The organism is Kordiimonas aquimaris (assembly GCF_025574485.1).
Classification (GTDB): domain Bacteria; phylum Pseudomonadota; class Alphaproteobacteria; order Sphingomonadales; family Kordiimonadaceae; genus Kordiimonas; species Kordiimonas aquimaris.
Map to the genome: position 1 here is coordinate 114,029 of NZ_JAOBPO010000006.1, position 23,433 is coordinate 137,461.

The window sequence follows — 23,433 nt, forward strand, 5'->3', positions numbered from 1 at the left end:
AAAATGAAGGTGTTTTTAGCAATTAAGTCTTTAAAAGACCTGTTTGATAGAAAAAAACAGATATTGGCAAAAGACGAAGGTTTCTCGCTTATAGAATTGATGGTTGTGCTGGTCATTATGGGGTTGCTGACATCCATCGTTGTTGTTGTTGCTCTGCCAGGCCAGGACAAGGCGCTGATCACCAAAGCAAATGCTGATATACGTACAATTTCGCAAGCGGTTGATTTGTACCGTATGGATACGCTGCGTTATCCGTCAACGGAAGATGGGCTTGAGGTTCTTTTGACTGCGCCTAAGGCCGCATCATACCGAACAGAAGGCTATATACGTTCTATGCCCCTCGATCCTTGGGGTAATCCGTATTATTATTTGTATCCGGGTGAGAAAAGTACGTTTGACGTATTTTCACTTGGTGCAGATGGACGCCGCGGCGGCGAAGGTCTTAATCAAGATATTGGTAACTGGCAATAAAGTGAAAAATTGGCTCCATGACAAAGCACCTAGAAGCGAAGCAGGGTTTTCCCTGATTGAGCTGATGGTGGTTATGGTAATCATTGGTTTAATGACGAGTGCAGCGGTTATTCTGGTGCCAGAACAAACGCCGCCCCTAATGGAAAGCGCGCGTAAAGCCGCTACAACAATGACTGCGTTACAAAGACAAAGTGTAATGACAGGGCGTGTATATGCCATTGATCTACGGGCAGGGGCGCTTGATGTCCGTTATCAGACACAAATGGGCTGGGCCAAAGCGTCAGGTGTAATCACTGAAAACAGTATATTTCTTGAGGCTGCGGAAATCAGTTTGGGTGGTGTTCGAGTGACGAAAGCCAAGACTTCCAATGATTTTTTGCCACAATTATGGTTTTTGCCAACTGGCGAGTTTCAATCATTTCAGATGGTGGCTGAAACAGATAGTGGACAGATATCATTAGATGCGATTGCGGGTCAAAGCATAAGGGTTACCTCTGATGCGCAGTAAGAAATGCAAGTTGAACACCGACACAGGCTTTTCACTTATTGAATTGCTGGTTGCATTAGCGGTGTTTTCAATTGCTGTTCTTGCTTTATTAGAAAGTCAAGGTAGCAGCGCACGCGCGGTAAGCGCGGTTAAAACGCAAACGCTTGCAAACTTTGTCGCTGATAACCGTGTTGCATTGTTTTCAGGCAGTATTGCTTTGCCTGCTCCCGGTCAAACCAATGGTCAAAGTGAACAAATGGGTGCAGTATTTTCTTGGCAAGAAAGCCGGCAGGTAATTGAGGGTACGCCCTTAATGCGGATGACAGTTTCTGTCTTTGACCAAGAAAACATAGAACGGGCGTCATTAACAGCCTTCAGGAGGATAGATTGATTTATCCTTCGAATAAGTTTCGAGACAGTGGCTTTTCATTAGTTGAAATGCTGGTGGCGTTATCCATTTTTTCTGTGCTCAGTTTGATCGGGCTGGTTGTTCTTCGCAATTTTGTTGATGGTCAGTTTGCCTTACAGCAAGCCGATACGCGAATTAGCCAAATTCAACTTGCTAGTAATATAGTGCGTGATGACCTTGCTAATGCAGTTATTCGACCAGCCAGAGGCATTCTTGGTGAGAGCGGTAGGTATTTTGATGGTGGTGTTCAATCTGCAATATTCGGCGCAGATGATGCTCTTCTATTGAGGTTTGTTCGAAGCGGACATGCCGCCAGCAGCTTTGATCTGAATACTCCCAATATTCAAACTCTAAATTACGCTTTCGAAAACAATAATTTTGTTAGACGTAGCTATGCCCGCCCAGATGCAACTGACACAACACCTGTTCTAAGCCAGACATTGCTTGATCAGGTGAAGGGTATGGCCATCCGGTTTCGCGTGCAAGGTAATTGGGTTGATGGTTTGCAGTCTATTGTAGGTTCACGTCAAAGCTTGCCTGAATTCGTAGAGTTGCAGTTTGTGTTCATGAATGGTGAAAAACTGACGCGTGTGTTTAGTGTAGGCATAAGCGGATGAAGCAAATTTTGAACATCAAAAAACGCATTCGCAAAGATGATGGCGCAGCACTTGTTACTGTCCTGCTGTTGGTGTCTATCATGAGTATTGCTGCTGTTGTTTCGTTTGAGGCAGTTGGATATGCGGTAAAACGCACAGCTGCCGCGCGCATGTATGATCAAGCAAGATTATATGCGGTAGGGGGTGAGCACATTGCAAGTATTGCAGCAGGAAGGCTGGTAACAACAGATCAAGCCTTGTTAAGGACTATAGGGTTTGATGGCGTCAGCGATATTTCTTACCCCATTGAAGGGGGCTTTATCACAGGTCAGCTTATTGATGTTAGCAATTGTTTTAATGTGAATAGTTTGGTGAGTGGAGCTGATAATGGAACATTTGTTCCTGATGATGTTGCAGTAGCTCAGTATCAATATTTGCTTGAGCTTGTCGGGTTTTCTGAGGGTGAAGCCGATCATTTGTCTGCCAGTTTGCTTGATTGGTTGGATAGCAATAGCCGTCAATCTCCACGCGGCGCTGAAGATTATGATTATGCTGCTTTTGATCCACCATACCGGGCGGCCAATACTTTGATGGCTGATATTAGCGAGTTGCGATTGGTGAGTGGGTATACTGAAGCTACGCGTGAGTTGATGGTTCCTTTTTTGTGTGCCTTGCCTTCGACATCACCCGCAGTGCTTAATGTTAACAGCTTAAAGCCTCCGGGCGGTTTGTTGTTGGCGGCGCTTGTGGGGCGCGGGGTAACATACCAGCAAATGCAAGGCCTTATTGCCGAGCGTGCTGCACGAGGATATGAAACAGTTGCAGATTTCTGGAATGAGGCGATGTTTAATGGTCGTTCAATTAACCAGAATGTGCGCGCTTCTGTTGAGGTGAAACCTTCGCGGTTTATAGCTCAAATTCATGTTAATTATTATGATGCTCGCGTATATTTAACATCTTATATATGGGCTGCTAATAATGGAAAGACGCAAGTTTTGAGTAGAGCGTTTGGAGCTGTTCAGTGAGTAAATTAGGCTTTGTTTTCTTAAGTGACGGTGGCCGCCAGATTATGCATATGGTGCATTCTGATGGTGCCACATTAACTTTCGATGGCACTCCACAAGAGTTTTTAAATGACGACACCGGTATTGATCACATCATAGCAGTGCTGGCAGGCGAGGATGTTAGTACATGGTCTATTGATGTTCCTGATATAGCAGACAATAAGCTCCTTCAAATACTGCCCGTGCAATTGGAAGACATGAAGGCCGTTATAGGCATTGACGATCATTATGCATTACTGTCAAAAAACGAAGACGGTACAAGGTTGGTTGCCTGTGTTTCTGCCAAGGTAATGGAGGAGACCTCCCAAACGCTTGCTGTAAATGGTATTAACGCAGATTTGTTGATAGCGGATTACTTATTATTAAAGAAGACAAGCGAAGCAAACATTGTTCGTACATTTGATGATGATAGTCGATATATTTGTCGGTTATCTGATGGTTCAGGTTTTGCAGCTAACAAGCTGATAATAAATGAATTAACTCCTATTAATGATATTGATGAGTTAGGGCTTCATAATGTTTCACTGGATTCACTACAAAGCTTAAATCTACTGCAAGGTCGCTACAAACGAGGCGTAGCAATCGCAGCTTACCTGCCATTTCTATACCGGGCTGCGATTTTGGCCGGCATGCTATTACTCGTTTGGGCAGGTTCGGTGTTCATGAGTGCACAGCGTGATCAGGCTGAGGCTAACGCTTTAAGTGCTGAAACCGAGGCGTTATTTAGAAATGCATTTCCAGACATTACCCGCATCGTCAATATGGAAGCACAAGCTCGCCGGCTTATTACGCAAGGCACTTCCAGCGCAGGGGGAGCATTTCTCCGTATATCTGAAGATATTTTTGTAACGGTTGCTAATTTTGATGGAGCAGTGCTGGAAGGGTTGAGATTTAATGAAGAGCAAAGTTCGTTCTTTGTTAATGTTTCGTTTGCTGTTTTTTCTGAAAGCGATGATTTTCTTTCACAGCTTAGAGCTAAAGGCTTGCGCGTGACAGAAGGGGGCAGCAGGCAGGAAGATGGGCGTGTTATTACTGATATAGCCATTGAGTTAGCGCGATGAATGTTTATTGGAATAAGTTATCAACACGTGAGAGAGCTCTTATTATGGGAGCAGGTGGTCTATTCGTCCTTCTCATTCTCTCGCTTGTGATTGTACGCCCCTTGATAAATTATCAAGCAGGTTCTGAGGCAGAGCTGATTGCAGCAAAAGAAGAATATCGTGTGATTGCGTCTTTGGTAGCGTCATATAATACTACACAAGATAAACGTAGTATATCTGCACAGAAATTGCCTAGCTCACAATCTCCCCGTATTTTAATTTCTACGTCAGCCCGCGAAAAAGGCTTGATTGTGTCACGGATTCAACCGTCGGAAGATGGTAATTTAACTTTATGGATGGACAGTGTTTCGTCGATCGTTTTCTATGAATGGCTAAATACATTGGAGCAAAGACACAGCTTGTCACCAAACTTGGCATCACTGCAAAAGAATGGTGATGGTACACTTAGGGCACAGATTCAGTTTTCGGGTGTACAATAATGATCTCTGTGAGAACTGCAATCATACTGTTTTCTGTTAGCTTCGTATTTTTTATCGCTACTTTGTTGCCTGCCTCCGTAATTTTGACGCTAAAAAACTTTAGGACAAGAACAGCCTATAGTCACGTTGAGGGCTCGATCATGCATATGAATTTTACGGATTTGAGCGTCGATAGTGTCTATATAGGTAATTTTGAATTTTCTCCTGATTTTCCAGCTATTCTTTGGGGTGATGTTGGCGGGAATGCCAGTTTTTCAGGCTTGGGGCGACAAGCCGATATAGATTTCAAGTTAGAAAATTCTGATACTTTAGTGATTGATAAAATGACACTGCTAATGCCTGTGGCTTTGGATACAAACATAGGCAAGTTGAGCGGCGCACTTCGCTCTCAAAGTAACGGCGCCGTAATTTCTTTGTCCAGCGGTTGTCGTTCAGGCGGTTTTAACTTTACGACAACCATGTTTGATGACTTGTTCCAGCAAATAGGCATGACGGCACCTGAAATTTCTGGGCGAGGTGTTTGTGAAGCTGGTGGTATGATAGATGTTAATCTTGCTGGCCAATCAGACGCGCTAGAATTAACTATTTCGGGACAAGTGCACTCCAATCAAGATTGGAACGCTCCTTCATTTACACTTACAGCGGTTGTTGAGCCGCCTAGGGGGCGTTTTTTTGCCGATAATGTAAAGCAGCTGTTTTTAACGGCGGGCTTGTCACCTGTTGGACGGGGATATAGTCTTCCGCTGCAAACAGGAAGAGTAGGGAATTGATGATGAAATTCTACAGCGCTTTAACGCCGTTTACATTTTTTTCTACACTTCTGTTGCTAGCTGGTTGTGGTGTGATCAAGCCGCCTACGGAGCAGATTACCCAGTCACCGGAAGCCATTGAAGAAAGTACGAACAAGCGTTTAGGAGATGATGAAATATTGTCCCGTATTTCTGCATTGCCGGGACAGACCTTGGAGGATAGCACTTGTGGTTTGTTCTTGTGGTTGCGCCGTGATGATGCACCGTTAATTTTTTTCCAAAGATCGAACGACCCAAGCGCAACCATGATCCTTGATGGTGTAAGCCAATCCTTACCGCGTATTTCGGCCACTGAGTTAATTGGATTCAACTTTTTTGAAAATCAGACTTTTGAAAATAATGCATTTAAGCTTTCGGTAAAAACTAAAGCTGAAGCAGTGCGTAGTATTCGCCAAGGTATCAAAATTGAAACGGGTAGTATATCTATGACCACCAACAATGGCTGGTCTGCGGCGCTTCCTGTCGCTGGCGTTGTTGGCTGTAAGTAAATTAAGCATTAGCAATGTTACTGGCCGTAACAACTGGATTTTTGGAAACGTTGCCCTATGTCTTTGTTCAAAGGTAATGAGCTGTTATTAATGGCTTGAGGACTAATCGGTAAAATATAAATAAGTTAAAGGTTTAGCTGTGGTTGTATCTCTAGAAAAACGCGGTGAAATTGCTGTTATCAGCGTCAATAACCCGCCAGTAAATGCACTTTCCCATGGTGTCAGAGACGGTATTCTTACACATATTCAAGCATGCGATGCTGACGAAGCTGTAAAAGCAATTGTGATCGCGTGTGAAGGTCGTACATTCATTGCTGGTGCAGACATCAAGGAGTTTGGTGCACCGCCAAAGGCGCCGCATTTACCTGATGTTGTTCAAGGTATTGAAGATGTAAGCAAGCCCGTGGTTGCTGCAATACATGGAACTGCGCTTGGCGGCGGTCTGGAAGTAGCATTAAGTTGTCACTATAGAGTGGCACTAACCTCAGCAAAAATTGGCTTACCTGAAGTAAAACTTGGCATTTTACCAGGTGCTGGAGGCACACAGCGATTCCCGCGTATTGCAGGTGTGGAAAATGCACTTGATGCAATCATTAGCGGCCGTCATGTGAAAGCTGCTGAAGCTGCCAAGTGGGGTGTTATTGATCAACTTGTTGAAGATAATGTTCTGGATGCTGCTATTGCTATGGCAACAGCTAAGATTGCTGAAGGTCCTCGACGTACTGGCGAAATGGAAATTGATAGTAGTGTTTACGACCAAAGCTTTTTTGACGGCTTCCGGAAATCAATTGCTCGCAAAACACGCGGTTACTTTGCGCCTGAACGTTGCATTCGCTGTATCGAAGCAGCAGTGGTGTTGCCGCTAAAAGAAGGCTTGCAACGTGAACGTGAGCTATTCATGGAATGTATGCAAAACCCGCAAGCGCGAGCGTTGCAACATATGTTTTTTGCAGACCGTCAGGTATCGCGTATTCCGGGCATTGATAAAACAACACCACGCCGTGAGATTAAAAAGGTTGGTATTATTGGGGCTGGCACGATGGGCGGTGGTATTGCCATGAATTTTGCCAATGCTGGTATTCCGGTAACTTTACTTGAAGTTCAGCAAGACGCTTTGGATCGCGGCTTAGGCGTAGTCCGTAAAAATTATGATCGTACTGCTGCCAAGGGCAAATTAACAACTGAAGCTGTTGAGGCGCGTATGGCGCTATTTAACGGCACGCTTGATTATGCTGATCTATCAGACTGTGACCTTATTATTGAGGCCGTGTTTGAGACCATGGAAATTAAGAAGAAAGTGTTCTCATCGCTGGATGCAGTTGCCAAGGAAGGTGCAATTTTAGCCACAAACACGTCTTACCTGAATGTTGATGAAATCGCGGCCATCACCAAGCGCCCTGCTGATGTGCTTGGTCTTCACTTCTTCTCTCCGGCTAATGTGATGCGTCTATTGGAAATAGTTCGTGCTGAGAAAACGGACCCCGCCGTACTTGCAACATGTGTTGATTTAGCGAAGAAAATTGGCAAAGTCGGCGTAGTGGCGGGTGTTTGCCACGGATTTATTGGGAACCGTATGCTGGGTCATTATTTCCGAGAAGCATCTTTAAGCGTTATAGAAGGCGCGCTTCCTGAAGAAGTTGATGCGGCTATGTTTGACTTTGGTATGCCAATGGGGCCAATGACTGTGTCCGATATGGCAGGTCTTGATATTGGTTATTTGAACCGTAAAGGCATGGACAGGGCAGACTATGAGACGAGCGCAACAGACTGGATGGACCGTGTCGTTGAAATGGATCGTAAAGGTCTAAAAGTGGGCGCTGGCATCTATGATTATGATGAAGGTAGCCGCACGCCTAAACCTTCAGCGACTGTTATGGCAATCATTGAAGAAGAAAGCGCCAAGCTTGGCATTGCACGTGAGGGCAAAACCGCAGAGGAAATCGTGGAACGCTGTGTTCTGGCTCTTGTCAATGAAGGCGCCAAGATACTCGGTGAAGGTATGGCTTACCGAGCCAGCGATATTGATGTCGTATATGCCAATGGGTACGGCTTCCCGCCGTATCGTGGCGGTCCTATGCACTATGCGGACCATCTGGGATTGAAGAATGTATATGAGAAGGTTTGCGGTTTTGCCGAGAAATACGGCAAACGCTGGTGGAAACCTGCACCGCTTTTGAAAGAGCTGGCCGAATCTGGCAAAAGCTTTGCCGAATATGACCGAGAAAACGCGAAATAAGCCAATATGTGCACTGAATTATATGTAAGGAAAGATAATGTCTAACTATCTTGTCGATACTTTTGGCCTTGAAGGCAAAGTTGCTCTTGTTGCAGGGGCATCATCAGGCATTGGCGCGCAGTTTGCCAAAGCGCTAGCAAAAGCTGGTGCTAAGGTCGTGCTTGGAGCTCGTCGTGTTGACCGTATCGAAGCGCTTGCAGCCAGTATTGCTGATGAAACAGGTAGTAAAACACTTGCTGTTGCTCTTGATGTGACGGACCGCAAAAGTGTTGTTGCAGCTTTTGATAAGGCTGAAGAAGCTTTTGGAACCGTTACCGTTGTTTGTAACAATGCGGGTATTGCTATCCCCAACTGGTCTTTGGAAGAAAGTGAAGATGATTGGGACAAAACAATGAACACAAACCTTAAAGGTATGTGGCATGTGGCACAAGAGTCAGGAAAGCGTATGGTTGCAGCAGGTGTTGGCGGTTCAATCATCAATACGGCATCCATTCTTGGCCTTGGTGTTGGTGGTATGCAAACCAGCTACGCAACAAGTAAAGCTGGTGTGCTGCATATGACACGTTCAATGGCTACAGAGTTGCAACGATTTGGTATCCGTGTGAACGCTATATGCCCGGGATATTTCAAAACTGAAATTAATGATGAGTTTCTTGAAACCGAGCTTGGTCAGAATATGCTGAAACGATCACCAGCTAGACGGGCAGGGCGGTTGGAAGAGCTTGAAGCGCCAATGTTGATGTTGGCGAGCGATGCGGCCAGCTTTGTAACAGGTGTTGCATTACCTGTTGATGGTGCGCATTCGGTGACGCTGCCATAATCTTCTAGGGATATAGGCAAAAGAAAAAGGGTGAGAGCAGATGCTCTCACCCTTTTTCGTATGTCTTGTTTCGTCTTCTAGAAGTTTACGCGGAACGCTGCACCAATTACGCGAGGCTCGTTCACGTATGCAGTAAGGTTGTTGAAGTCGATACCACCTTTGATGTTTGCTTCGTTGGTAATGTTACGACCAAATAGAGCGACTTCGTATTTTGCGTCATCCCAGCGGTAACCAACCTTTAGGCCGCCTTCAAAATCACCAGTTGCAGTGTATTCTACTGACTCGTAGATAAAGAAGTTAGTGCGTCCCTGGAATGCCCAGTCAGTTAGAATGAAGAACTCTGTGCCATTCCCAACAGGAACGGTGTAGTCCGCAACAAGGTTAAGTGTCCACTCAGGCGCTTGTGGTAAAGGGTTGCCATCTACAAATGCACGTCCGTCAGTGGATAGTGGGTCAAGTACAGTACACTGGGCACAAACACCAACTTGGAGGTTAGGGTCGTCAAGTTCTGTGTAGTTGTAAGCAAAACCAGCTGTCAGTAATAGGTTCTCTGTAGCGAGGAATTCAATGTCTGTTTCAAAGCCATAACCGATAGCTTTGTCTGCGTTCACAAGCTGGATCAGGTTACCACCGCCGCCAACAGCACTAAGCTGCAGGTCGCTGATGTCCCAGTAGTAAACAGATGCGTTCCAGCGCAGGCGATTATCAACTAACTGAGATTTGAAACCTGCTTCATAAGAAATGATGGTTTCTTCTTCAGCAATTGAAGGTGCACCAAAGAAGGCAATATCGCGGCCTTGAATTGTAGGAGCACGGAAGCCTGATGCAACACGTGCATATACAGAAAGCTCGTCGTTAACTACATGATTGAGAGCAACATCCCAGCTTAGGCGAGACGCTGAAACTTCACGTACGAAGACTTCGCCTGTTCCACCTGATACAGAACGCATGTCACGCTCATCATCTGTGAAGCGTGCACCAACGGTCAGCGTTGTTGCGTCGCTCACATCATATGCAACATGACCAAACACGGCCCAAGCTGTATTTTCATGCCTTGCTGCAGTGTCAGGAATGAAGAACGGTGATGTTCTTACAACGTTTGTTGAGTCAAAGTAGAAGAAACCAGCTTGCCAGAACAAATTCTCTTCTGCTTGCTGTGCAAAACGGAATTCTTGAGTGAATTGAGCGGCATCGTCAGTTGAGCCTTGTGTCGTAGACTGGAACGGGATGAAACCCGGACCATTTGGGTTGCCGCCATCAATATCACCAAGACTGAAACCTTCAGCATCTTCAAACGCAGTGATAGATGTTGCAGTGATGCCGTTCGCAAACTCATAGTTCAAACGAAGTGAACCACCCCAGTTTTCATACTCTTGCGGGTTATTGTGTGTATCACTGAAGAAAACAGTATTACGATCGAAGTTGTTGTTCAACTGATTGCTGCCAGCCGTTAATACGTTGGCGCGGAACAGAGCCGAAGTACCTTCATTGTTACGGTAGTGAGCATTGAACAATGCTGAGAAGTTGTCACTTTCATGCAAGAGCTGGACACGGGCCGCTTTCTCGTTAAAGCCGCCAAGCGCGTCCTCGGTGCCAAGGAATGCATTGTCGATGTAGTTATCGCGGTCTTGCAGCAATACAGAAATACGACCAGACAGGTTATCTGTCATGCCGCCGCCGTATGCAGCTTCCAGGTTTTTCTGTCCGAGGCTACCGTAGCTAGCTGTTAAATAGCCGTTTTCTTCCTGGGTAGGCTTGCGTGTATCAAATTTAATGATACCCGCAGGTGTATTACGGCCAAATAGTGTGCCTTGAGGACCGCGCAATACTTCAACACGCTCAACGTCAAACAACGGGAAGCTTTTGAGAACAACGTTTTCCATTACGACGTCGTCCATAATGATGGACACCGGCTGAGAAGCTATCAGGTCGAAATCTGTATTACCCAAACCACGGAGGTAAAAACGTGGTGCAACACGACCATTTGAAGATTCAGCGTTCAATCCAGGAATACGTGCAGCAAGTAAGCGAATATCAGCACCACCAGCCGAAAATTCGTTGATGCTATCGCCTTGTAATGTAGATACAGAAATTGGAACATCGCGCAGGCTTTGTTCACGACGTTGTGCTGTTACAACGATTTCTTCAAGAGCAAATCCATCGTTATCGTTCTGTGCTGAAGCGCCAGTAGAGATCGCGAGCATCGAACAACCAGCAGCTAGAAAAGCACCAGTTTTTGAGAAGGTTTTTGTCATCGGTAGTTCCCCGTTTCTTTATGTCTAACAACCTACAAACCACAAGATACTTTAGTTTGTGTTGATCAGCGGTATTTCTATGGTTGGGATATATGTCAGAATTGAAAATTGCGACTAGAAAACGCAGATTTGGGAGCAGGCTGGTTGTTAGGGTCTTTCAACTGTTGCAGAACCGCAACCAGTATGGTCTTTTGAACTCATATGAAATGTAATTTGGAATGATGATGCAGTTTTCAAATCCGCTAGTCGAAGGTCGACTAATTAAGCGATATAAGCGTTTTTTGGCAGATGTAGAACTTGATGACGGAAGTGTTGTTGTTGCGCATTGTGCCAATAGTGGGTCAATGCTTGGGTGTAAGGAAGAAGGCAGCCGTGTTTTGCTGTCTCCTAATACTAATCCGAAGGCCAAATTAGATTGGCGCTGGGAAATGGTTGAAGTTGATGGGTTTCTTGTTGGTATCAACACGTCTCATCCAAATGGTATAGTAGAAAGTGCTATTCGAGACGGTATTATCACTGAGCTTCAAGGTTATGAAAGTTTGCGACGTGAGGTGAAGTACGGTGTTAATAGCCGTATCGACATTTTGCTTGAAAACCCCGGGTTATGTTATGTTGAAGTGAAGAATGTAACGCTGAAAATTGGCGATGAAGCACAGTTTCCGGATGCAGTAACCGTGCGTGGTACAAAGCACCTGAATGAATTAACTCAAATGGTGGCTGATGGGCATCGTGCAGTTATGGTATATCTGGTGCAGAGAGAGGATTGTGTGTTCTTTCGCCCAGCGGCAGCTATTGACCCCGTTTATGCAGATGCGTTAAAGGCAGCGAGCGCGGCTGGCGTTGAAATATTGGTTTACCAATGTAATCTTTCGTCGGACGCAATTACGGTGACGTCACCGTTGCCTTTTTCCGTTGATCCGGAATAAGAAATGAAACCCGAACTAGTACGCCAAGTATATAGATACGATAAGGACTGACAGAATGAATTATGTTGAAGGTGCAGTAGCTCCAGAGGTGCGTACTGGCGCTATTAAGTTATACGGTGACGATGCACTGGATGGCATGCGTGCCGCAGGACGCTTGGCAGCCGAGACGCTGGATTATGTCACTCCTTTTGTAAAAGCTGGCATTACAACTGATGAAATTAATACAATCTGCCATGATTTTATCATTAATCATAACGCTGTGCCTGCGCCGTTAAATTACCGCGGGTTTCCCAAGTCGGTTTGCACATCGATTAATCATGTTATTTGCCATGGCATTCCAGGACCCAAAAAACTGAAAGATGGTGACACTCTTAATATCGATGTAACTGTTATACTCGATGGATGGTTTGGTGATACAAGCCGCATGTTTTTTGTTGGTAAGCAGAAATTGCTCTCGCAACGTTTGTGTCAGGTTACCTTTGAAGCAATGTGGAAGGGTATTGAAGTTGTGAAGCCTGGCGCACACCTGGGAGATATTGGTGCCGCCATCCAGAAACACGTGGAATCACATCGCTACTCAGTTGTACGCGACTTTTGTGGACACGGAATAGGGCGTGTGTTTCATGACGAGCCCAGCGTCATGCATTTTGGCAAGGAAGGAACAGGTGTTGAACTGCGCAAAGGTATGTTCTTCACTATCGAGCCTATGGTTAACGCAGGCAAGCCTGGGGCAAAAGTGTTGGCTGATGACTGGACCGCTGTAACACGTGACAAGTCACTTTCCATGCAGTTTGAGCACACGCTTGCTGTTACCGATGACGGATATGAAGTATTTACAAAATCGCCCAAAGGATGGGAATGCCCGCCTTATGATCTGCCATCAGCAGGTTAGAATACCGTGACAGATCAAGAAGATCATCGGCACGGTCACCGCGAACGTTTGCGGAAACGTTTCTTGAGGGGTGGAGAAGATGCTTTAGCCGATTATGAGCTTCTAGAGTTGTTGCTAATGTTTGCTATTCCACGCAGGGACGTGAAACCTTTGGCAAAAGAGCTCATTGGTAAATTTGGCAGTTTTGCAGGCGTTATAAACGCAGATACTGATGTGTTGTTGAAAACGAAAGGTCTGGGTGAAAGCACTGTTGCTTTGTTAAAAGCTTCGCAGGCATCAGCAAATTTATTGTCTAAAACGCATGCGAGCAGCAAGCCGGTATTGTCAAATTGGCCTGCGGTTCAAGCATACTTGCAAACAAGTATGGCTGGCTTGTCACGAGAGCAGTTTCGCCTTCTGTTTTTGGATCGTCAAAATCGACTGCTTGCTGATGAAGTTATGAGTGATGGCACGATAGATCACACGCCTGTTTATCCACGTGAAGTAGTGCGCCGCGCGCTGGCAAACAATGCAACAGCGCTTATTCTGGTGCATAATCACCCATCAGGTGATGCAAGTCCCAGCAAGGCAGATATAACGATGACACACAATCTTAAAGAAGCGTGTGCAAAGATAGATATTCAAATTCATGACCATATAATTGTTGGTAAAATGGGGCAGTCTAGTTTTCGGGATTTAGGCTTGTTGTAAATTAGATACCTTGATATCAAAATATCGACTTGATGACGACTTGGATCAAAGAAGCATTTATGTATTGGCAGCAGAAATCGCAAAAGAAAGATGTACTACAGAGTTTACGTGTTTCAGCCAAAGTAGTTCTGGTGTCTAAGGACGGTAAAGTTCTGATGATGCGAAAAGCTAATGGTATTCCTGATTTACCAGGTGGGAAAGTCGATAAAAACGAAGATCTTTTTGATGGCCTTAAACGTGAAATCAAAGAAGAAATTGGCCTAAAGGCTAAGAAGTTTAAGTTTATAACATCGTGGATAAAAATAAAAAACGGTGCGCGCGATCGATTGGTCATCGTGTTTGAAGCGCGAACCAAGGCAAAAGCAAAAGCTGTAGATATAAAGCTCTCTAAAGAGCATGTTTGGGCTGAATTTGTTGACCGTGGCGGTTTCGAAAAGATCGAAAATATACCATATGGGTATGCCAACGCCGTCGAACTTTGTTTTAGTCGGTATGAAAAGCGCAAAGCTAAACTATAACTTTGCGCTTTATTACATTATTGGTTGCGGGCTGCGATATCCGCCAATCTTGCGTCTATCGTTGAGCGGCTATACCATCGACCTTCAGCCATAACGCCGGCTTGATCAAATAGGTTGCGGGCATCACGTCTTGGGTCATTGTTTAGCAAAACCAGATCGGCCCGTTTTCCGTTTTCGATAGTGCCAAAGTTTGCTTGTTCCTTGAAATATTCGCCAGCATTGCGAGTTGCGATCGCAAGAATATCTGATGGACTAAGACCTATATCAACTAAAGACTCAATCTCACGCCAGATAGAAAAGCCGGGCACACTGTATAACTGAGGTGCATCGCTACCCATCACAATTTTGGCGCCGCCGTTGTACAGTGCCTGCAACATCCGATTGCGGTTGTCCTTGGCATATGCATTGGGATTTTTATTGATGTCCGTTAATCTACGCTTCCATGTCTCGCGTGTTTCGCGTGGCATATATTTGTTTTCAAAGCGTGCAGCGAGTGTATCCGCCTCACCGCCAGCAATTAAAATTTCGAACAATGGATGGGTTGGTACAATCCAGCTCTGATATGTATTATTATAAAGGTCGACGGCTTGTTGCAGTTCTGCATCTGTAAGTGTGTGGTTAAAGCCATCAAGCAGTTGAATAAACCCATCCATATGGTCAATTGAGGTTTGCTTTTTTTCAAGAGCGCGCTGAATGCCAACATCTGCAGGGACATGACCACCGAAAGGAATGCCTACTTCATGTGCTGTATCTGCAATGGCATCATATTCTGCACGGCTTAGGCCAGGGTGGATTTTAAGAAGATCCCAGCCATCTCTTTTATATTTTTTTACCTTGGCAACACCGTCAGAGACCGAAGACACTGAGTTGCCGTTTAAGCTTGGTGCAGCGAGATATAAAGCTGGACCAGCCATTTCTCCGTCCTGTACCGCTTTTCGCATATCAAACTGTACAGTATTTCCAAGCATGCCGCGCACGGTCGTAACGCCACCAGCCAAGTATAGAAACAGTGTATCTTGAACGAGTTGTGATCTTGCAGCGCCTTGAGGTAGATGCCCATGCATTTCTGCCAAGCCTGGAATCAAAAACTTTCCATTACCATCGATGATCTCTGCGTCGGCGGATTGTTCGAAGCCTGCATTTGATGCACCAACATACGTAATGCGCCCATCCTTGACGTATACATATGCGTTTTCAATGACTTTATCACCTTCCATAGTGATAGCGGTTACACCGGAAAATAACGTATCAGCTGCAGCGGACATTGTTATTAACGCCGATAAAAGTATCATGATTAGAAAACGCATAGCTTACCTCCCCATATATGCAGGCCAGCATGCTTCAGTGCGATGTAGAAGATGTCAAGTAACAACCAGACGAGGTGATCATCCACTTGCGATAAATCACCGGTTCTGCTAGCAGAACCACATATATCTTGCCTTCAATTGTGCCTTAAGGAAAAAATAGCATGATTCCTCGTTATTCCCGTAAAAAAATGACTGACATTTGGGAAGCGGAAAACCGTTTTCAAATCTGGTTTGAAATTGAAGCGCATGCTTGTGATGCAAATGCTAAACTGGGCCGTATCCCTGAGGCTGCGGCAAAAGCTGTGTGGGAACGTGGTAAATTTGAAGTTGAGCGCATTGACGAGATTGAGCGCGAAGTAAAGCACGATGTGATCGCGTTTTTGACCAACCTTGCAGAGCATGTAGGTGACGAAGCACGTTTTGTTCACCAGGGTATGACATCTTCGGATATTCTCGACACATGCTTGTCTGTGCAGTTGATGCAGGCAGCGGATATTATTATTGATGACCTCGAAAAACTTCTTGTTGTGTTGAAGCGTCGTGCTCTTGAACACAAACACACAATCTGTATTGGCAGGAGCCACGGCATTCATGCAGAGCCTGTAACCTTTGGCCTGAAGATGGCGCAAGCCTACGCTGAATTTGACCGTTGCCGTGACCGTATGATTGCCGCACGCAAAGAAATAGCTACCTGTGCAATTTCTGGTGCTGTTGGCACATTCGCTAACATTGATCCATTTGTAGAAGAATATGTGGCCGAGCAGATGGGACTTGAGGTCGAACCTGTTTCCACACAGGTTATTCCGCGTGATCGTCATGCTATGTATTTTGCGGTTCTCGGTGTTATCGCGAGCTGTGTTGAACGCTTGGCTGTTGAGGTCCGGCACCTCCAGCGAACAGAAGTTTTGGAAGCGCAGGAATACTTCTCTAAAGGCCAGAAGGGTTCAAGTGCAATGCCACACAAGAAAAACCCGATCCTGACAGAAAACCTGACTGGCCAAGCGCGTTATATTCGCGCATTTGCTATGCCCGCGATGGAAAACGTTGCCCTTTGGCATGAGCGCGATATCTCGCACTCATCTGTTGAGCGTTATATCGGTCCAGATGCAACTGTTGCTCTTGATTTCTCGCTTGCGCGCCTTACGAGTGTGATGGATAAGCTCTTGGTGTATCCAGATAACATGCTTGATAATATGAACAAGATGGGTGGCTTGCCTAACAGTCAGCGTGTTTTACTCGAGCTGACACAAGCAGGCGTCAGTCGTGAAGATGCATACCGACTTGTACAGCGCAATGCGATGAAGGTTTGGGACAGCAAAGGCAGTGTGCATTTGCTTGATTTGCTTAAAGAAGACGAAACTGTAACAGCCAAAGTGTCTGTTGAGGAGTTGAACGAACTCTTTAACATGGACTATCATACCAAGCACGTGGACACGATTTTTAAACGCGTCTTCGGTGGATAGGCAGTTATACTAAAACGGTGGGGTCTAAGACTAGCCTGTAACAACACTCTGGAGGGTGCATTGGGTAAGGCTTTGAATAAAAACGATGTTTTTGGTGGAACGTCGGCGCGTCAGGTTGATGCTCCAACTGCACCTTTGACAAAACAGCTTTTTTCGCTTTGGCAATCCAAGTGTGGCGCTGATGATATGCCGTTACGTCATGAAATGGATGCTGCGTCATTACAAAGCATGATGCCCTATATCTACATTGTAGATATTCTTGATGACGGCGCTGATTTCTGTATGCGTTTTATGGGGTCAGCAATTGTGCAGTCTATTGGGCGAGATTATACTGGTGTAAAAGCGAGCGAGAATAAAGACGCGGAATCTAACTGGCGTGCTTTGGTTTATCGCAGCGTATATGAAGCGAGAAAACCCATGTTTACACGTGTGCCCTTGTCTGATTTTGAGCGGAGCCATGTCATGACTGAGTGTGCATTATTGCCACTTGCTAACCGTCACGGTGACTTCAGTATGATAATGTGCTGTGCAACGCCGTTACAATAAATACAGCAACGCTGCAATTTATGACCTTGGAGTCGCATATGGTTAATGCTGCACTGTTAATTATTGGCGACGAGATATTGTCTGGTCGCACGCAAGATAAAAACATTCAATACCTGGCTACATGGCTAAATGAAGCTGCGATCCAATTGGTGGAGGTGCGTATTGTTCCGGACGTTGAAGCAGAAATTGTCGCTGCCATTAATGCACTGAGAGAAATACGTGACTATGTTTTTACCACCGGCGGTATTGGGCCTACCCATGATGACATCACATCCGCAAGCATTGCCGCTGCATTTGGTGTGTCGCACGGCGTCGATGCAGAAGCTTATCGGCGTTTGAGCGAATATTACGGTGAGGAAGACTTCACGGATGCGCGTAAACGCATGGCCATGGTGCCTGAAGGAGCTTTACTTATTGATAATCCAGTCTCCATTGCACCAGGCTTTCAAATGGAAAATGTGTTTGTGCTGGCAGGTGTGCCCAAGATTATGCAGGCGATGCTGGAGAAACTGCGTGACCGTTTAAAGGGTGGACGCAAAGTTTGGTCACAGTCTTTAACGATTCATGCACCCGAAAGTAAAATGGCAGGCGCACTTGAGCGTATAGAGCGGGATACTGACAGTGTGAGCCTTGGTAGCTATCCATTCTTTCGTAATGGTAATGTCGGAACACAGATTGTTATTCGCTGTCCGGATAAGTCTTTGATTAATCAGGCAATGGACGCACTTTTGTCTGCGGTTGCTCGTATGAATTTTGAATTTGAACGACCTTCAGAAATCGCATAATTGCTGATTTATTAGGTGATGAAACAAAAGAAAATTCAATAAGCTGATTTTCCGCATTGTTTTTTTCTGTCAGCGTGGTTTATAACCCCATTGTCTTGTAGCCAGCGCTGCTACACTGTGTGCCCGCATGATGGAATTGGTAGACATACAAGACTTAAAATCTTGAGACCCTTGTGGTCGTGCCGGTTCGAGTCCGGCTGCGGGTACCACTAAACTTCTATATAGATTTAATCGCCGCATGAAATGCCTGAGCGCTTATTTGCGCTCAAACATCATAAAGGCTTCAATGCCGTTTCTCATGGCCAGCACATCCATTTTGTCACTAACGGCATAAGGCGTGTGGATGGATAATACAGGCGCGCCGAAGTCAATTGTATCAATGTTATGACGCGACATTTCACGGCCTAGTGTACCGCCGCCCGCGCGCGCAACCTTATAAGTGGCGGTTTGCCAGGGAATGTCCTTTGAATCAAGTGCGGCTCTGGTCCATGCTGTAAATTCGCTAGTTGCATCCAGGCCTTGGCCATAAAGTTTGAAATTAATCCCCATGCTCAAGCGCGGTGCATTTCCAACCTCCCATGCGCCGGGATTAAGGGGATTAATGCCTGGGTTAACATCAATAGACAGTGCTTTTGACTTAGCCAGTGCACGGGTTAGCAATGGTTGCCGGAAGTCATTACCCATCTCTGCGTAAAGCAGTTCACCAATCAAATCTGTCAAGTATGACGAGGAAGCGCCGGTGTGGTTTACGTTGCCTGTTTCTTCATTGTCGGCAAAGTTAACAACAACAGTTTGCGGTGGTGTTTTTATCTCCAGCGCCGCTTCAAGGCTGGTAAAGGCTGATAGCCTGTCATCCTGGCCGTATGCCGCGATGAGACGCTTGTCGAAACCCATGTCGCGTGGGCGCATGGCGGGCACAAGCGATAGTTCAGCGGAAATGAGATCAGCAGCTGAAATGCCGTACCGGTACTTAAGGTGACGTAACACCCATTCACTTGCACCGTATTCACCTTTTGAACCGTGTGGCCCTGAGGCAACGATAGGGTCTAGCTCTTCATACTGAACGAGTTCCCGCGCACTGCGCTTGTACTGGTCGCGTGAAACATGCGGCGAAAGATCAGGGATCATGAAGATTGGATCATCTTCATTGAGGCCTACAGATATCTCGACAGTTGTACCGTCTTTTTTGTCGACGCGCCCAACCAGCGCAAGTGGCAGGTTTGTCCATTGATAGGTTTTGATACCGCCATGGAAATTGGTCTGGAAAACAGCAAAACCTTCTTTGCCGTATAATGGGCGGCCTTTAAGTTCAAGGCGAGGACTATCGATATGGCTTGCAACAATGCGGACACCATCTGAAACAGGGTTTTCACCGCCAATGATGAGTGACAACGCGCGATCGCGGTTTATCCGATAATAACGATCACCAGCATTAACTTTTGTGCCAGCGCGCCATTCTTTGTAACCGGCGTCCTTTGCTGCTTTTACTGCCGCAGATACAAAAAGTAGTTCTGTTCGTGCGGTATGTAGGAAGCTTTTATATTTTTCACCTAAATCGGTCGCGGATTTTTGTTCGCGGTCACTGGCGTTAGTCCAGCTACTTATACAGGTACCCTGATTGCATGTTTCTTCTGCGTTCTGTGAATGAACTGCAGTAGTGGACAACAATAGCCCCAGCATTAGGGTTGATACTGTATATTTTGCTTTCATGGTTTCGCCTCTGTTTTTTTGGTTGTTGACGAATTTATGCATCATAAATTGCCTCAAGCCAATATTTAGCGGTGCGTTGTTCCCATGCTAAGACAAAGTGTCATTGACAGGTAATGTTAGTGGAAACGTGAAGGCCTATACAGCATTCAGTTCTGGTGTTACCGTGTATTTCTGTGTGTTATGCCTAGCATCCTGGAGGCCTATTGATGTCATCAAAAAACCGTTTGCACCCCATTCCAAAACCAGATGGAAACCCTGTTATTGGCAATGTGTTGTCGGTCGATCCGGATGCGCCATTGCAGGCGCTAATGGAAATTACGCGCGATTTAGGTCCAATATTCTGGCTAGACATGATGGGCGCGCCGATGGTGGTCGTTTCTGGTCCGGAACTGGTAAAGGAACTATGTGACGAAAGCCGTTTTGGCAAGGTGGTACGTGGTCCATTGAAGCGTATTCGCGCCGTTGGTGGTGATGGTTTGTTTACTGGTAATTCCGATGACCCTAACTGGTCCAAAGCTCATAACATACTCATGCCAACATTCAGCCAGAAAGCAATGGAGGACTATTTGCCGATGATGGCAGATATTGCGGACCAATTGCTGCTGAAATGGGAGCGTATGAATGCCGACGACGAGATTGATGTCGTTCGTGATATGACTGGGCTAACCTTGGATACCGTTGGCTTGTGCGGGTTTGATTATCGTTTTAACTCTTTTTACCGTGAAGATTTTCATCCTTTTATTGGGGCCCTCAATCGTACGCTTGAAACATGCATGGTGCAGCGAGGTTTGCCTTTTGAAAAAGTTATGTTGCGTAAACGGCTTGAAGAAATGGGCGATGATGTTTCCTTTATGAACAAGTTGGTGGATGATATTGTTCTTGAGCGAAGGCACGGCGGCGATAGTGCGCAAAAGGATTTGCTAAACTTTATGCTGGCTGGTGTGGACAAAGTCACAGGCGAAAGCTTGTCTGACGAGAATATTCGTTACCAGATTAACACCTTTCTCATTGCAGGGCATGAGACGACCTCGGGCCTGTTGTCATTCACTTTCTATTATTTGCTGAAAAACCCAGATGTGCTTGCCAAGGCATATGCCGAGGTTGACGAGGTGCTGGGCAACACGGTTGATGCTCCTGTCACGATTGCGCAAATAGGAAAGCTGGATTATGTGCGTGCTGTTTTACTTGAAGCGTTGCGCTTATGGCCAACAGCGCCTGTCTTTAGTTTGTCGCCTCATGAGGATGAGGTTATTGGCGGTGCATTCAAATTAAAGAAGAATACTTTTATCAATGTTTTAATCCCGATGCTGCACCGGGATAAAGCCATTTGGGGTGAAAACGCTGAAGAGTTTAATCCAGATAATTTCTCTCGTGAAGCAGAGGCTGCTCGTCCAGAGTATGCATACAAACCTTTTGGCAATGGAAAACGGGCGTGTATCGGCCGTCAGTTTGCGTTGCAGGAAGCTATCTTGGTTGTTGGTAAAATATTGCAACGATTTAAAATATTTGATCACAAGAATTACCAGCTGAAAGTGAAGGAAACGCTATCACTGAAGCCAGACGGTTTTGCAATGAAGGTAAAGCCACGGGCAAATTTAGTGCGAGGTACCGGTTTAACGACCGAAAACGACACCAAGAATAATGTTGAAGAAGTGCGCCGCCCGAAACACGGAACGCCGCTGTGTATTTTATATGGATCAAATTTAGGTACAGCGGAAGGTTTTGCCAGAGAAATAGCGCATGACGGTGATGTAAATGGTTTCGAGACTACACTGGCTCCGCTGGATGACTTTGCAGGCAAATTACCAACTGAGGGGGCTGTTATCATCGTTAGTGCTTCCTACAATGGTACAGCACCTGACAATGCTACCCAGTTTGTTGAGTGGCTGGAAGCTGCAGACAAAAACATTACGGAAGGCGTCACATATGCTGTGTTTGGATGTGGCAGTCGTGACTGGGCATCCACATTTCAGACAATTCCGCGATTAATTGATGACAGAATGGAAAAATTTGGTGCAAAACGGCTGATGCCGCGCGGTGAGGCAGATGCGCGTGAAGGGTTGGATGAGCAGTTCCACGAATGGATTGAAGATTTGATGCCTGCTGTTGGTGATGCGCTGTCTCTTGATATCGATTTTAGTAAAACCGTTGATGCACAACCGCTTTATAAGGTTGAAATTACGGAAAGTGTGACGGCTAATCCAGTTGCTTATCAGGCTGGCGCAATGCCTATGAAAATTTTAAGTAACTCGGAATTGCAAAATCACACAGGTGTTAATCCTTCCGCGCGGTCCACACGTCATATAGAGATCGAGCTACCTGAAGGAATAACATATCAGACTGGCGATCACTTATGTGTTGTTCCAGTGAATGATCCAACGGTTATTTCGCGGGCATTAACGCGCTTCGGTTTTGATGAAGATGCGTATATTCGTGTAGAGGTTAGTGGTGGTCGGCGCAGCCCATTCCCGCCAGGAAGTACTTTCTCCGTTAAACGTCTGGCTGAGGTGTGTGGAGAGTTACAGGCCGTTGCAAGCCGTAAAGATGTTCAGATATTAGCTTCACATACACGTTGCCCTAAAACCAAAACAGCACTGTCTGAGATGGCGGCCGCAAGTGACGGTGAAGTCGATGCATACCGCGCTGAGGTTTTCCTTAAAAGGAAATCAATTCTTGACCTTTTGGAAGAGTTTCCCGCTTGTGAATTGCCGTTCGCCATTTTCTTGGAAATGGTGCCTTGGATTTCACCGCGGTACTATTCGATCTCTTCATCCCCTAAAGGAAAGGCTAATAGATGCTCCATCACTGTCGGTGTTGTCGAAGGGCCTGCTTACTCAGGAGCTGGAACCTATAAAGGTGTGTGCTCCAATTACCTACGTGATGTTAAAGAGGGTGATATTATTCAGGCGGTAGTTAAAGAGCCATCAGCGGACTTCAGGTTGCCAGATGACTGTCTGCGCCCAATTATTATGATTGGCCCCGGTACAGGTGTTGCTCCGTTTAGAGGTTTTGTCCAGGAGCGACGAGCTCTTAAGGATAGCGGCGCTTCTATGGGAGATGCCATGTTGTTCTTTGGTTGTCGTAATCCTGATCAGGATTTTCTCTATAAAGAAGAGTTAACTAAAGCTCATGAAGACGGTTTAATAGAATTACACAAAGCCTTTTCCCGAACCGGTGGAGAGCGCGTATATGTACAGGACTTGGTTCGAAAAAATGGTAGTAAAATATGGCAACTTATAGAGCAGGGCGCCATCATTTATGTTTGCGGTGATGGTGCAAATATGGAGCCTGATGTAAAATCAGCGCTCACACGTATTTGTGCTGAAGAAAAAGACATTAGTATTGAGCAGGCAGACCTGTGGATGACTGATTTTGCAAAGCAGGGGCGCTATGTGCTTGATGTTTGGGCAGGCACGTAGCT

At 45.7% G+C, this 23,433-nt stretch carries 22 protein-coding genes and 1 tRNA gene; 20 read left to right on the forward strand and 3 right to left on the reverse strand.

The window, feature by feature from the left end; genetic code table 11:
• The first annotated feature begins 3 nt into the window (after positions 1-3).
• From gspG to OEU88_RS16245, 11 genes are all read left to right on the forward strand, one after another.
• Positions 4-471, forward strand: a complete 468-nt coding sequence (gene gspG, locus OEU88_RS16195) for a type II secretion system major pseudopilin GspG (RefSeq protein ID WP_262696255.1) — start codon at positions 4-6, stop codon at positions 469-471.
• 1 nt (position 472) lies between these two features.
• Positions 473-979 (forward strand): prepilin-type N-terminal cleavage/methylation domain-containing protein, encoded by a 507-nt coding sequence (locus tag OEU88_RS16200; RefSeq protein WP_262696256.1) that lies wholly within the window; start codon positions 473-475, stop codon positions 977-979.
• Positions 969-1,349 carry a type II secretion system minor pseudopilin GspI gene (gene gspI, locus OEU88_RS16205; protein WP_262696257.1) on the forward strand — a complete coding sequence of 127 codons (381 nt, stop codon included), beginning with the start codon at positions 969-971 and terminating at the stop codon, positions 1,347-1,349. Before OEU88_RS16200 ends, gspI begins: the two co-directional genes overlap by 11 nt.
• Positions 1,346-1,984, forward strand: a complete 639-nt coding sequence (gene gspJ, locus OEU88_RS16210) for a type II secretion system minor pseudopilin GspJ (RefSeq protein ID WP_262696258.1) — start codon at positions 1,346-1,348, stop codon at positions 1,982-1,984. The genes gspI and gspJ overlap by 4 nt, the downstream gene beginning before the upstream one ends.
• A complete protein-coding gene (gspK, locus tag OEU88_RS16215; protein WP_262696259.1) occupies positions 1,981-2,988 on the forward strand; it encodes a type II secretion system minor pseudopilin GspK in 1,008 nt (335 codons plus the stop codon). The genes gspJ and gspK overlap by 4 nt, the downstream gene beginning before the upstream one ends.
• Positions 2,985-4,088 (forward strand): type II secretion system protein GspL, encoded by a 1,104-nt coding sequence (gene gspL, locus OEU88_RS16220; RefSeq protein WP_262696260.1) that lies wholly within the window; start codon positions 2,985-2,987, stop codon positions 4,086-4,088. The genes gspK and gspL overlap by 4 nt, the downstream gene beginning before the upstream one ends.
• Positions 4,085-4,567, forward strand: coding sequence for a type II secretion system protein M (locus OEU88_RS16225; RefSeq protein WP_262696261.1), 483 nt, complete (start codon positions 4,085-4,087; stop codon positions 4,565-4,567). Before gspL ends, OEU88_RS16225 begins: the two co-directional genes overlap by 4 nt.
• Before the next feature lie 140 nt (positions 4,568-4,707).
• A complete protein-coding gene (locus OEU88_RS16230; RefSeq protein ID WP_262696262.1) occupies positions 4,708-5,337 on the forward strand; it encodes a hypothetical protein in 630 nt (209 codons plus the stop codon).
• Between the two features lie 2 nt (positions 5,338-5,339).
• Complete coding sequence (locus tag OEU88_RS16235) at positions 5,340-5,864, forward strand: hypothetical protein (RefSeq protein ID WP_262696263.1); 525 nt, start codon at positions 5,340-5,342, stop codon at positions 5,862-5,864.
• 139 nt (positions 5,865-6,003) lie between these two features.
• On the forward strand, positions 6,004-8,100 hold the full coding sequence (locus OEU88_RS16240; protein ID WP_262696264.1) for a 3-hydroxyacyl-CoA dehydrogenase NAD-binding domain-containing protein: 2,097 nt from the start codon (positions 6,004-6,006) through the stop codon (positions 8,098-8,100).
• A gap of 37 nt (positions 8,101-8,137) precedes the next feature.
• Complete coding sequence (locus OEU88_RS16245) at positions 8,138-8,920, forward strand: SDR family NAD(P)-dependent oxidoreductase (protein ID WP_262696265.1); 783 nt, start codon at positions 8,138-8,140, stop codon at positions 8,918-8,920.
• 77 nt (positions 8,921-8,997) lie between these two features.
• Here OEU88_RS16245 and OEU88_RS16250 read toward each other — a convergent pair whose 3' ends face one another.
• On the reverse strand, positions 8,998-11,175 hold the full coding sequence (locus OEU88_RS16250) for a TonB-dependent receptor (protein WP_262696266.1): 2,178 nt from the start codon (positions 11,173-11,175) through the stop codon (positions 8,998-9,000).
• A 224-nt stretch (positions 11,176-11,399) separates the two neighbouring features.
• Between OEU88_RS16250 and sfsA the strand changes: the two genes are divergently transcribed.
• Genes sfsA through OEU88_RS16270 form a run of 4 tightly spaced genes read left to right on the forward strand, consistent with a single transcriptional unit; the run spans position 11,400 to position 14,201 of the window.
• Entirely contained in the window at positions 11,400-12,101 is a 702-nt protein-coding gene (sfsA, locus tag OEU88_RS16255) for a DNA/RNA nuclease SfsA (protein ID WP_394805286.1), read from the forward strand.
• A 55-nt stretch (positions 12,102-12,156) separates the two neighbouring features.
• Positions 12,157-12,993, forward strand: a complete 837-nt coding sequence (gene map / locus OEU88_RS16260; RefSeq protein ID WP_262696268.1) for a type I methionyl aminopeptidase — start codon at positions 12,157-12,159, stop codon at positions 12,991-12,993.
• Positions 12,994-12,999: 6 nt separating this feature from the next.
• The gene (gene radC, locus OEU88_RS16265; RefSeq protein ID WP_262696269.1) at positions 13,000-13,683 is read left to right on the forward strand and encodes a RadC family protein; all 684 of its coding nucleotides are present in this window, start codon (positions 13,000-13,002) and stop codon (positions 13,681-13,683) included.
• A 32-nt stretch (positions 13,684-13,715) separates the two neighbouring features.
• Positions 13,716-14,201: an NUDIX hydrolase gene (locus OEU88_RS16270; protein ID WP_262696270.1), complete on the forward strand. Its 486-nt coding sequence runs from the start codon at positions 13,716-13,718 to the stop codon at positions 14,199-14,201.
• A gap of 17 nt (positions 14,202-14,218) precedes the next feature.
• Here the strand turns inward: OEU88_RS16270 and OEU88_RS16275 are convergent, their stop codons facing one another.
• On the reverse strand, positions 14,219-15,508 hold the full coding sequence (locus OEU88_RS16275; RefSeq protein WP_262696271.1) for an amidohydrolase family protein: 1,290 nt from the start codon (positions 15,506-15,508) through the stop codon (positions 14,219-14,221).
• Between the two features lie 161 nt (positions 15,509-15,669).
• On the opposite strand from OEU88_RS16275, the gene purB reads away from it, so the two are divergent.
• From purB to OEU88_RS16295, 4 genes are all read left to right on the forward strand, one after another.
• Positions 15,670-16,971 carry an adenylosuccinate lyase gene (purB, locus tag OEU88_RS16280; protein WP_262696272.1) on the forward strand — a complete coding sequence of 434 codons (1,302 nt, stop codon included), beginning with the start codon at positions 15,670-15,672 and terminating at the stop codon, positions 16,969-16,971.
• A gap of 60 nt (positions 16,972-17,031) precedes the next feature.
• On the forward strand, positions 17,032-17,517 hold the full coding sequence (locus OEU88_RS16285) for a PAS domain-containing protein (protein ID WP_262696273.1): 486 nt from the start codon (positions 17,032-17,034) through the stop codon (positions 17,515-17,517).
• Positions 17,518-17,555: 38 nt separating this feature from the next.
• Positions 17,556-18,302, forward strand: coding sequence for a competence/damage-inducible protein A (locus OEU88_RS16290; protein WP_262696274.1), 747 nt, complete (start codon positions 17,556-17,558; stop codon positions 18,300-18,302).
• Positions 18,303-18,423: 121 nt separating this feature from the next.
• A tRNA-Leu gene (locus OEU88_RS16295) sits at positions 18,424-18,511 on the forward strand.
• A gap of 46 nt (positions 18,512-18,557) precedes the next feature.
• Here the strand turns inward: OEU88_RS16295 and OEU88_RS16300 are convergent.
• Positions 18,558-20,012: a zinc-binding metallopeptidase family protein gene (locus OEU88_RS16300; RefSeq protein WP_262696275.1), complete on the reverse strand. Its 1,455-nt coding sequence runs from the start codon at positions 20,010-20,012 to the stop codon at positions 18,558-18,560.
• A 206-nt stretch (positions 20,013-20,218) separates the two neighbouring features.
• On the opposite strand from OEU88_RS16300, the gene OEU88_RS16305 reads away from it, so the two are divergent.
• A complete protein-coding gene (locus OEU88_RS16305) occupies positions 20,219-23,431 on the forward strand; it encodes a bifunctional cytochrome P450/NADPH--P450 reductase (RefSeq protein WP_262696276.1) in 3,213 nt (1,070 codons plus the stop codon).
• The last annotated feature ends 2 nt before the right edge of the window (positions 23,432-23,433 follow it).